10 protein-coding genes are annotated in these 10,651 nt (G+C 58.8%); 3 read left to right on the top strand and 7 right to left on the bottom strand.

Annotated features, from left to right (window positions below; translation table 11 throughout):
* Positions 1–1,271: gamma-glutamyltransferase family protein (locus tag ACIQ47_RS12675; RefSeq protein ID WP_396438456.1), on the bottom strand; the 1,271-nt coding region annotated here is incomplete at its 3' end.
* Positions 1,272–1,517: 246 nt separating this feature from the next.
* Positions 1,518–2,579 (bottom strand): UDP-N-acetylmuramate dehydrogenase, encoded by a 1,062-nt coding sequence (gene murB / locus ACIQ47_RS12670; RefSeq protein ID WP_396438455.1) that lies wholly within the window; start codon positions 2,577–2,579, stop codon positions 1,518–1,520.
* A 40-nt stretch (positions 2,580–2,619) separates the two neighbouring features.
* Here murB and ACIQ47_RS12665 point away from each other — a divergent pair, with 40 nt between their 5' ends.
* Complete coding sequence (locus tag ACIQ47_RS12665; RefSeq protein ID WP_396438454.1) at positions 2,620–3,105, top strand: YajQ family cyclic di-GMP-binding protein; 486 nt, start codon at positions 2,620–2,622, stop codon at positions 3,103–3,105.
* On the opposite strand, the gene ACIQ47_RS12660 is transcribed toward ACIQ47_RS12665, so the two are convergent.
* The 4 genes from ACIQ47_RS12660 to ACIQ47_RS12645 are packed head-to-tail and all read right to left on the bottom strand — an operon-like array spanning position 3,106 to position 7,647.
* Entirely contained in the window at positions 3,106–3,852 is a 747-nt protein-coding gene (locus ACIQ47_RS12660; RefSeq protein WP_396438453.1) for a 2OG-Fe dioxygenase family protein, read from the bottom strand. It lies immediately after the preceding gene.
* Positions 3,853–3,865: 13 nt separating this feature from the next.
* Entirely contained in the window at positions 3,866–4,885 is a 1,020-nt protein-coding gene (locus ACIQ47_RS12655; protein ID WP_396438452.1) for a methionine synthase, read from the bottom strand.
* Between the two features lie 27 nt (positions 4,886–4,912).
* The gene (locus ACIQ47_RS12650) at positions 4,913–5,932 is read right to left on the bottom strand and encodes an LLM class flavin-dependent oxidoreductase (RefSeq protein ID WP_396438451.1); all 1,020 of its coding nucleotides are present in this window, start codon (positions 5,930–5,932) and stop codon (positions 4,913–4,915) included.
* Complete coding sequence (locus tag ACIQ47_RS12645) at positions 5,929–7,647, bottom strand: long-chain fatty acid--CoA ligase (protein ID WP_396438450.1); 1,719 nt, start codon at positions 7,645–7,647, stop codon at positions 5,929–5,931. Before ACIQ47_RS12645 ends, ACIQ47_RS12650 begins: the two co-directional genes overlap by 4 nt.
* Positions 7,648–7,852: 205 nt before the next feature.
* On the opposite strand from ACIQ47_RS12645, the gene ACIQ47_RS12640 reads away from it, so the two are divergent.
* Together ACIQ47_RS12640 and ACIQ47_RS12635 are read left to right on the top strand one after the other, a co-directional pair.
* On the top strand, positions 7,853–8,473 hold the full coding sequence (locus ACIQ47_RS12640) for a response regulator (protein WP_396438449.1): 621 nt from the start codon (positions 7,853–7,855) through the stop codon (positions 8,471–8,473).
* 202 nt (positions 8,474–8,675) lie between these two features.
* On the top strand, positions 8,676–8,990 hold the full coding sequence (locus ACIQ47_RS12635; protein ID WP_396438448.1) for a ComEA family DNA-binding protein: 315 nt from the start codon (positions 8,676–8,678) through the stop codon (positions 8,988–8,990).
* A gap of 86 nt (positions 8,991–9,076) precedes the next feature.
* Here ACIQ47_RS12635 and ACIQ47_RS12630 read toward each other — a convergent pair.
* On the bottom strand, positions 9,077–10,651 hold a 1,575-nt coding region (locus ACIQ47_RS12630; protein WP_396438447.1), incomplete at its 5' end, for a hydantoinase B/oxoprolinase family protein.

The following is a 10,651-nucleotide window of genomic DNA, read 5'->3' as shown; positions in this document are numbered from 1 at the left end:
AGATAGTCTTTGGCAACCATCGAACTCACGCCATTGCCTGGGAGAGGGACAAAATCGGTGTCCGCAACATAATTGTTGCGGTCTGCATAGGCCAGCCTTTGCGATTCACTGATCAAATGAACGGCAGCAATGGACGGCTTGCCGCCATCCGAATTGACCAAGGTTGGCAAATATTGGCCAGCGGATAAATCAAAATTTTCCAAAATGCCCAGTGACTGCGCTACGGCGATACCGCCGGAAGAAGGTGGCGCCATGCCACAAACCCAATAATTGCGGTAAGTGGTGCAAACAGGTTCTCTCTTGATGGCGCGGTAATTGGCCAGGTCACTCAACTCGGTTAAACCCGGCGTGATGGCAACTGGATTTGCCCCCCCGGAACTTGTAACCTTAATTTTGTCAACAATGGATTGCGCGATGGGGCCGGTATAAAAAGCATTGGCACCGCCCTTTGCAATTGAACCCAGGGTTTGCGCATACTCGGGGTTTTTGATGAGTGTGCCAAGTGCCTTGGGAGAGGAATCCGCATTTAAAAAGTAAGCCGCGGCCTCTGGATCACGAAGCAGATCGTTTTTGGCACCTGCAATGGCATCGGCCATGCGCCCACTGATGCCAAAACCATTGGTGGCCAATTGAATCGCAGGATCAAAAAGCGTGCCCCATGACTTTTGCCCATGATCTTGGTGCAAAAGTTCCAACATCTTGACGGCACCGGGTGTGCCAATGGATCGACCACTTGCGCGAATGCTTGCAAAGGCGCTGCCTAAATTGGGCAATGGGGTGGTTTGGTTGCTGGCACTGATGTGTCGCAAGTAGTTTTCTGTCGCGGCTGCGGGGGCTGTTTCACGACCATCGTAGGAAAAAACCTGCTTGCTGTTTGCATTGTAATAAAGCGCAAAAGCACCGCCACCCAAACCCGACGATTGTGGCTCGACCAGGCCAAGAACCATTTGAATCGCCACTGCGGCATCTGCAGCAGTACCGCCTGCACTGAGAACCTCGCAACCGGCTTGCGTTGCGCGGGGATTGGCCGTCACAGCCATGTAACTTGTGCTGTTTACAACCTTGTTGCCAAGCTTGTAGCCTGATGATTTTTCAGGAATTGCCGGGTCTCCCGGCAAACCGGATCCCACGGAAACGCCGCCAGTGCTGGTGCCCTGTAAACATGCTTTCAATTCAGCTTTACCGCCACAGGCCGACAAAAACAACGCTGAAGCGCTGAGCAAAATGACAGATTGCAATCGATGAAACCTGCTTGCCTTCGGATTTTTCATGGGTGCCCCTTTTGAGGTTGTTGGTTTTTGAAACATTGACAAACCAATATACGCCTCACAGCTGATATATGTCAACAAAGGTGCACACTTTTATTTTTAAACGGTGGACACCCTTTCTTCAGGGGATGCACGTCTGAAATGCTGCGCACCAGAGGTTGGCGTGAAGCACTTGTTGGCGCGTTTTGAACCCAAGCCGCTTGACACAGGGGCGATTCAATCCGCTGTGGATCATCGGGCAGACGCCATTCAAATCACCACCGGCTCCGGTTCCAGCCGAATGCCAAAGCGCTCGTACACACTGGTCTGAATGGCCTTGGCCAGCGTCATCACCTCGCCCCCGGTACAGGGGTTGTCGCGTCCGCCTCGGTTGACCAGCACCAGCGCCTGCTTTTCATACACCCCGGCATGGCCCACGGTCTTGCCTTTCCAGCCGCAGGCGTCGATCAACCAGCCTGCCGCCAGCTTGATGCTGCCATCGGCCATGGGGTAATGCACCACCTTGGGCTCGCGGGCGATGATGTCGGCGCATTGCTCGGGCGTAACGGTGGGGTTTTTGAAGAAACTGCCTGCGTTGCCAACCACCGCCGGGTCGGGCAGTTTGGCGCGGCGAATCGCCACAACCCAGTCAAAAATCTGCCGGGCATCGGGGTTGGAAATACCGGTCTCCGCCATCTTGCGTGCCAAGTCCAGATAACCCAGCTCGGGCTTCCAGCGCTTGGGCAGCGCAAAGCGCACCCGCAATATGACCGCCCTGCCCGCCAGGCCCAGGCCATCCGGGCCGCCAGAGCCGATGGATGCGTGCTTGAACACCGAATCGCGGTAGCTGAAGCCGCACTGCGCGGCATTGAGGCTGAACAACTCGCCCGTCAGCATGTCCATCGCATCGAGCGAGTCAAAGCGGTCTTGCAACTCCACGCCGTAGGCACCGATGTTTTGCACGGGCGATGCGCCCACCGTGCCGGGGATCAGGGCCATGTTTTCCAGGCCAGGGTAACCATTGTCCAGTGTCCAAGCAACCAAGGCGTGCCAGTCCACGCCTGCGCCCGCCTCGACCACCCAGTGTTTGGCAGTCTCTGTCGCCAATCGCATGCCCGGCACCTCGATTTTGAGCACGAGCGCCTTGACGTCCCCGGTCAGCACGATGTTGCTGCCGCCGCCCATCACTTGCCGGGGCCAAGTGGCCAATTGGGGCTCGGCCAGCACCGCTAAAAGGTCGGCTTCGCAGCGCACGCGCACCAACGCCAGCGCCTTGGCGGCGATGCCAAAGGTGTTGTAGGGCTGCAGGGGGACATTTTTCTCAAGGAACATGGGAGAATTGTCGCATCCTCAACCTCTGACTTTTACCGCCATGCCCTCGTTTGATACCGTTTGCGAACCCAACATGGCCGAAGTGCGCAACGCTGTTGACACTTCTGCCAAAGAAATCGGCACCCGCTTTGACTTCAAAGGCACCTCGGCCAAGATCGAGCTCAAAGACAAAGAGATCACGATGTTCGGTGATGCCGAATTTCAACTCACGCAGGTCGAAGACATCTTGCGCAACAAGCTCACCAAGCGCAACGTGGACGTGCGCTTTCTGGACATTGGCAAGGTCGAAAAAATCGGCGGCGACAAGGTCAAACAGGTCATCAAGGTCAAAAATGGCATCGAGACCGAAGATGCCAAGAAGATCACCAAGTTGATCAAGGAAAGCAAGATCAAGGTGCAGGCCTCCATCCAGGGGGATTCGGTGCGCGTCACGGGCGCCAAGCGCGACGACTTGCAAGAAGCCATGGCGCTGCTGCGCAAAGACATGACCGAGTTACCATTGTCCTTCGACAACTTCCGCGATTGATCAGGGCGCAGGGTCGTCCAAAAAACCGCCTGAGCGCAGCGTGACCACCAAGGTGTCACGCCAGCCGCCAGCTTGTTCGGGCTGAATAGGTGTCGTTTCGTGGATCACTCGGGTATCGTCCAGCAGCAACACCGACCAAGGTTCACTCAAGGTAAAACGCTGGCCTCTTGGGCTGTTCATGTCAAACACCCGCGTCTCGCCACCTTTGATGCAGTGACGGCCTACCAAAAACACCGCCACCCAGTTCACGCCATCGCGGTGCGCGCCCTCGGGTGTCGGTCGGCCAATGCCATCGGTGGTGTCGATGCGAAACTGGTGTGCCTCGGTGAACCAGGTCTGATCACCCTGCGCTTTGGAGGCCACACGCGCCAACCAGCACAACAATTGGGACCAAGCCGGTTGCTGCACCACTTCAAAGGCCATGGGCTCAAACCAGCGCTGCATGCCGCCATGCAAGGCGTTGTAAGACAGGGGTTGCCAATGCGCGCGATGCGGCGTGGCTTGGGCCTGATCGCCTATGACCTCAAAGCTGGCATGACGCCTGCGGCGGTAACGACCACCGTCTTTCAGGTACTGGTCGGGCGGCAAGTCGTGCCAACTCAATTCGAGCGCTTGCAAGGCGTCAAGCGAGACACCAGCCAATGCGCAAACACTGGCAGACCCCAACACCGCAAACCCTTGGTCTGCCAAGGTGGCGTTGAGCAGATCGGGCGATGTCAGAGGGGGTTGCAGCATTTGTTGAGGCATGAGCGGATCGGATTCAAGCGTAACGCTGGCTGGCCAATTTGGCCCCTTCGGCCAGAGCCTTGAGCTTGGCCTCAGCCACAGCTCGGCTCATGGGCGCCAGGCCACAGTTGGTGCAGGCGATCAATCGGTTCTTGGGCACAAACTGCAAGGCGCGACCAATCGCATCTGCGATTTCTTCGGGTGTTTCTATGGCCGGGTTGGCCACGTCGATCACGCCGACCATCACGTCTTTGCCTTCGAGCAGCTTCATCATCTCCATCGGCACATGCGAGTGCATGCACTCCAGGCTGACTTGCTGGATGCTGCTCTTGGCCAGGGCCGGGAACACCTTTTCATACTGACGCCATTCGTCGCCCAGCGTCTTTTTCCAGTTGTTGTTGGCTTCGATGCCGTAGCCGTAGCAAATGTGCACGGCGGTGGTGCAAGTCAGGCCCCGCGCGGCGATTTCAAGCGCCTTCACACCCCAGTCGGCCGCGTCGTCCATGTAGACGTTGAAGGCGGGCTCGTCAAACTGGATGATGTCCACGCCGTCGGCTTGCAGCGCCAGCGCCTCTTGGTTCAGCAACTCGGCAAAGGCCATGGCCATCTTCACCTTGTCGCCATAAAAGCGGTCGGCCACGGTGTCCACAATCGTCATCGGGCCAGGCAAGGTGAATTTGAGTTTTTTCTTGGTATGGGCGCGGGCCAGCTGGGCTTCGAAAGCGTGCACGCGGCCCTTCAGGCGCAGCGGCGCAACGACCTGCGGCACCTGCGCGTCGTAACGGTTGTTGCGGATGCCCATGGTGACCTTGTTCACAAAGTCGATGCCTTCGATCTGCTCGACAAAGCCGTGCACAAAGTGCTGGCGGGCTTGTTCGCCGTCACCGATCACATCCAGACCCGCGTCTTCTTGGGCCTTGATCCACAGCAGCGTGGCGTCGGCCTTGGCTTGCTGTAACTCAGGGCCCTGGGTGGTCCACTGGGGCCAGAGTTTTTCGGTTTCGGCCAGCCAGGCGGGTTTGGGCAAGCTGCCAGCGATTGCAGTGGTGAACATGTCAAAAATCCTGAGGGTTTAAACAAATCAAAGCGTGGAGTTTGCCGTCAATCCAAATTCTTGGGCGAGCAACTCGTAAGAGCGCATTTGCGCGGCAGGGTCATGCGTCCAGGTGATGACCACCAACTCGTCCACTTCGAGCCGGGCCGCCAATTGGCGCAGCTTGCGGCCCACGGTAGCGGCCGAGCCGATCAAGGCCGACTCGCGCAAGCGCTCCAGCGCAAACTGCTCGGCAGGGCTGTAGGCGCGGGCCGCTTCTTCGGGTGGCAGCAGCGCACCGATGCGGCCCAGGTTGCGGTCCATCTTCCAGCGAGCACGGCTTTCAAAAAGGCGCAGCGCCTCTTCGTCGGTATCGGCGGCCAAGGCCCAAACACACAGGGCTGCGGATGGCCTTTGCAGGCCCGCACTGGGCCGGAAAGTTTCGCGGTAAATCTGCAGGGCCTCGTCAGCGCCTTGCCCATCGGTGATGAAGTAAGCAAACGCATAAGGGAGCCCCAAGTGCGCCGCCAACTGAGCACCGTAGTCCGAACTGCCCAGCATCCAGACGTCGGGCGAAGTGGCCGACTGCGGGTAGGCGTAGACGTTGTGTCCCGGGTGGCCTGGCGGCAAGTTGTGCCCGCTCACCCAGGCTTGCATTTCCATGACCTGCTGCGGAAAGCGCTCGGAGGCGTTGCGGTCGGGGTTGAGCAATTGGGCGGTGCGCCCATCGCTGCCCGGCGCGCGGCCCACACCCAGATCAATGCGACCCGGGGCCAAAGCATCGAGCACACGAAACTGCTCGGCCACCTTGAGCGCCGCGTAATGCGGCAGCATCACGCCCGCGCTGCCAATGCGAATGCGCCGGGTGCGGGCGGCAATGGCCGCCATCAGCACTTCAGGGGCGCTGCCCACGATGCTGGGATGGCTGTGGTGCTCGCTCACCCAAAAGCGGTGGTAGCCCAAGGCTTCGGCCTTTTCGGCCAACGCCAGGGTCTGGCGAATGGTGGCGTCTTGCCCGCACCCTTCGGCGGCGGCAGACTGGTCAAGGACGGAAAGTTTCAAGCTCATGTGGTTTTTGTTTCGGGGGCCAAAGCGGCCATTTCGGCCTCTTGCAGTGCCCGCCACATGACTTTGCCACTGCCGCTCTTGGGCAAAGCGTCGACAAAAGTCACAGCGCGGGGCATTTTGTAAACCGCCATGTTCTCACGGCACCAGTCGATGATGTCCTGCTCGCTGACTTTGCCCTTGTGATCTTGCCGCAAAACCACCACCGCCTTGACCGACTCCCCCCGATACGCATCACGCGTTCCAATGATGCAAGCCTCCTGAATGGCCGGGTGGCGAAACATCAGCGCCTCGACCTCTGCAGGCCACACCTTGAAGCCGCTGGCGTTAATCATGCGCTTCAAGCGGTCGGTCATGAAGAAATAGCCCTCTTCATCGACACGACCCATGTCGCCCGAACGGAAAAACCGGAACCCGTCACGATCAAAGAAAGCGGCTGCCGTGGCTTCGGGCCGCTTCCAGTAACCCTTGAACACCTGCGGGCCACTGATCACGATCTCACCCGACTCGCCAGGTGGCAACTCGGCCAGGGTCTCGGGGTCCACAATGCGCGACTCCACGCTCATGAACGGAATGCCCAGGCACTGCTTTTTGGGTGCATCGGGTGGGTTGGTGTGCGAAGGCGCGGCCGTTTCAGTCAGGCCATAACCCTCGACATAACGCAGCCCGAACTGCTCCAGCAAACGTTGCGCCACCGCCTCCGGCATGGCCGCGCCGCCGCCGCCGATGTAGACCAGACTGCTCAGGTCATAGCGGTCCATGTGCGGGCTGCCCAGCAAGTCGATCACCATGGTGGGGATATTGGTCCAGTGCGTCACGCACCACTTGGAGATCAAATGCCCTGCCACATCGCGGTCCCAGCGCGGCATCAGAACCAAGCTGGCCCCGAGCAAAATGCTGGTGTGCATGACGCTGACCATGCCCGTGATGTGGAACATGGGCACCACACACAAGGTCACGTTTTCAGGCGTGCCATTGCCCCACAAACCACTGGCCATGGCGTTGTGCATGATGGTGCCGTGCGTGTGCATGCAACCCTTGGGCAAGCCGGTGGTGCCACTGGTGTAAGGCAAGATCGCCAGGTCATCCGTCGTGGCAAAAGGCTGCGGCAGGTCCACCGCCGGGGCTGCCATCAAGTCCGCCCAAACGTGCACCTGACCATCCGACAGTTCGGGCAAAGCCCGCACCGGAAGCAACCAGGGGTGCCAAGCCTCGGGCAAGTCTTCAACGCCCACAGACTTGGGGTCAAACACATCGGTGAACTGTGTCACCACCAGGTGCTTCAAGCGATCTTCGGGCGGCAAAGCCGCACTGGCCTGAGCCAGCTCGGGCGCCAGGTCGGCCGTGGTCACCGCCAACCGTGTATCGGGGTCGGTGATGTAGTGCTTGAGCTCTTCGGCCCGATTCATCGGGTTTACCGGCACCACCACCGCATCAATGCGCAAGACGGCAAAGTGCGTGATCACAAGCTGGGGACAGTTTTGCATGTCCAACACCACCCGGTCGCCTGCTTGGACACCCAGGGTCTTGAGCTGCCCCGCCAGTTGCTCGGCGCTGGCCAACAACTCTCGGTAGGTCCAGACCCTGCCCATGAAGACGAGTGCGGCTTTTTCAGGGTATCGCAGGGCACTGATGGCCAAGTTCATCCACAAGGATGTGGCGGGCGCGGTGATCTTGGCGGGCAGGCGTGCAGGCCAGACAGCAGCGTGTGCGGGCATCTAAGGATCTCCTGAAGTTCGCCGTCATGTTAAAGGTCCACCCCACCTGAAAAGGCTTTGAGTTTGTCGCGCACGGGACCGGCACTAGGCACAAAGTCATCGGACTTCCTGGATTCTTTTGATAAATGTGTTTCCAGATGTTTCAAATAAGCCAAAAAAGTGTTCTTATTTCAAAATTTTGCATTTTTATCACTAAGATAAGACCATGCAAGCACATCCAACACCCAACAAACCCGAAGATTACTGTGGTACCACCTACGCAGCCAAATTGCTGGGCTTGTCAGTGGGCACCATCCAGACTTTGGTGGAAAAAAACGAACTCCAAGCCTGGAAGACACAAGGCGGCCACCGCCGCATCTCCATGCCCTCGATCCGCGATTACCAAAAAAAGCACAACATGCTGATGAGTCCCGGCGAAAGCCGCGAATACCGTCTGCGCGTCTTGCTGGTCGAAGACGACCCGGTGACCCGAGACATGTTGCGGGACTTTTGCAACCGCTGCGAAATGCCCGTGGATTGCACGGCCATGTCCTCCGGTCTGGAGGCCCTCATTGACATGGCCAGCATCCAACCCGATGTGCTCATAGCCGACCTGAACATGCCCGGTGTGGATGGATTTGAGCTCTTGCGCACTCTCAAACACTCCACCCAATTTCAACGCATGACTTGTTTGGTGATTTCTGCCTTGTCACAGGAGGAAATCGCGGCCCGCGGCGGCTTGCCAGAGGGCACGATTTTCATGGCCAAGCCTGTGAATTTACAGTGGTTCAACGGCTTCTTGACGGCATTGATCGCTGGTCGAAAGCTGGAACACCAGGCAGCTTGAGAACAAATTGACAGCCTAAAAAATAAATACATTTTTTCAATTTAAGCCAAAAACCTCTTCGCAAGCCCATTGCGCTTTCACACAATGGACCTCATTGCACATTTTTGGAGTCAACCAGAGGAGCGCAGTCATGTGGAAAAAAATCGCAATTGTATTGCTGACTATCGGGTTCGCGGGACTGACTTGGGCCCAGCAAATTGATTTGAACAAAGCCAGCGAGGTGGAACTGGATGCCCTCAAGGGTGTGGGGCCGGTGCTGACCAAGGCAGTGATGGACGAGCGCAAAAAGGCACCGTTCAGGGACTGGGAAGATGCCACCGGCCGGGTCAAAGGCTTAGGCCCACAAAAGGCCAGCAGTTTGTCCGAGCAAGGTGTGCGGGTGCAAGGCAGTGCTTACACCGTCAAAGCGGCTGATACAAAGCCCGTCGCCAGCAAAGACGCGAGCGCCGACAAGGCTGCGGCCAAAGCCGCCAAACCTGCTGACGCAGCCGCCAAAACCGTACCCGCCAAAAATTGAAAAACAACTGTCTCACCCAGCCTGCCGAGTCGCTCGATTTGGCAGGCATCGCCCTCAGCCAAAAGTTTTTGACGCTGCGTGGGGGTTCAGGCCTTGCCAAATCCCCCACCGCCAGGCGTGTGGATCTCAAACACATCCCCCGCCTGCATCTCGACTTGGCCTATGTGCGCGAGCTCTTGCACGCTGCCATCGGTGCGCACCACGCGATTGATGCCCGGCAAACCACTGTGCCCGCCTGCCATGCCAAAAGCTGGATGCACCCGCCCGTTGGACAGGATGCTGGCCGTCATCGGCTCCAGAAAGCGCACGCGGCGCACCCCGCCATCTCCGCCATGCCAACGCCCCGCGCCGCCCGAGCCCTGGCGGATCGCGAAACTTTCCAGCCTGACCGGAAAGCGGAACTCCAGCACTTCCGGGTCCGTCAGGCGTGAATTGGTCATGTGGGTTTGCACCACCGAAGTGCCATCAAAACCACCCACCAATTGGCCTTGCGCATCGAAGCGGCCGCCCGCCCCGCTGCCACCTGAAATCGTTTCGTAGTACTGCACCCGCGCATTGCCGAAGGTGAAGTTGTTCATGGTCGGCTGGCTCCCCGCCATCACGCCCAAAGCGCCAAACAGCGCGTTGGTGATGCAGGTGGAGGTCTCCACATTGCCCGCCACCACCGAAGCCGGGGGGTTGGGGTTGAGCATGGAGCCGGGCGGGATGATGACCTTGAGCGGCTTCAAGCAACCCGCGTTCAGCGGGATGTCGTCGTCCACCAGGCTGCGGAACACATAAAGCACAGCGGCCATGCACACCGCCCGGGGGGCGTTGAAGTTGTTGGGCAGCTGAGCACTGGTGCCGGTGAAATCGATCTCGGCCGTGCGCTCAGAAGCATTCACACGCACCGCCACCTGGATCTGCGCACCGTTGTCCAGCAGCAGGGTAAACGCACCGTCTTTGAGGCGCGTGATGACACGGCGCACCGATTCTTCGGCGTTGTCCTGCACATGGCGCATGTAGGCCTGCACCACGTCCAGGCCAAACTGCTCGACCATGCGGCGCAGCTCCTGAACGCCTTTTTCATTGGCAGCGATCTGCGCCTTCAGGTCGGCCATGTTTTGCGCTGGGTTGCGCGAGGGGTATTCGCCGCTTTGCAGCAAGGCCACCATCTCAGCCTCGCGCAGGTGTCCGGCATCGACCAACTTGACGTTGTCGATCTGCACACCCTCTTCTTCGATGCGCGTCGAAAACGGCGGCATGGAGCCCGGCGTCAAGCCGCCCACATCGGCGTGGTGCCCGCGTGAGCCGACATAAAACACAGGGTCTTTGTGGCCGTCTAAATAGACCGGGGTGATCACGGTGATGTCTGGCAAATGCGTGCCGCCGTGGTACGGGTCGTTCAGCACAAACACATCGCCCGGCTGCATGCGGCCTTGGTTCTCCTTGATCACGGTCTGGATGCTCTCGCCCATCGAGCCCAAATGCACCGGCATGTGCGGCGCGTTGGCGATCAAATGGCCTTCGGCGCTGAACAGCGCGCATGAAAAGTCCAGCCGCTCCTTGATGTTGACCGAATAAGCCGTGTTTTGCAGCTGCAGCCCCATCTGTTCGGCGATGTTCATGAACAGGTTGTTGAACACCTCCAGCAGCACCGGGTCGACCTGCGTGCCTGCGGC

The sequence above is a fragment of the Limnohabitans sp. genome, from assembly GCF_044373035.1.
Taxonomy (GTDB): Bacteria; Pseudomonadota; Gammaproteobacteria; order Burkholderiales; family Burkholderiaceae_C; genus Limnohabitans_A.
This window is presented reverse-complemented; position numbering and strand designations above follow the sequence as displayed.

Coding starts and splice junctions, on each gene's coding strand:
- ACIQ47_RS12655 (WP_396438452.1), bottom strand. CDS start 4,885: ATGTTCACCACTGCAATCGCTGGCAGCTTGCCCAAACCCGCCTGGCTG.
- murB (WP_396438455.1), bottom strand. CDS start 2,579: ATGTTCCTTGAGAAAAATGTCCCCCTGCAGCCCTACAACACCTTTGGC.
- ACIQ47_RS12660 (WP_396438453.1), bottom strand. CDS start 3,852: ATGCCTCAACAAATGCTGCAACCCCCTCTGACATCGCCCGATCTGCTC.
- ACIQ47_RS12640 (WP_396438449.1), top strand. CDS start 7,853: ATGCAAGCACATCCAACACCCAACAAACCCGAAGATTACTGTGGTACC.
- ACIQ47_RS12650 (WP_396438451.1), bottom strand. CDS start 5,932: ATGAGCTTGAAACTTTCCGTCCTTGACCAGTCTGCCGCCGCCGAAGGG.
- ACIQ47_RS12665 (WP_396438454.1), top strand. CDS start 2,620: ATGCCCTCGTTTGATACCGTTTGCGAACCCAACATGGCCGAAGTGCGC.
- ACIQ47_RS12645 (WP_396438450.1), bottom strand. CDS start 7,647: ATGCCCGCACACGCTGCTGTCTGGCCTGCACGCCTGCCCGCCAAGATC.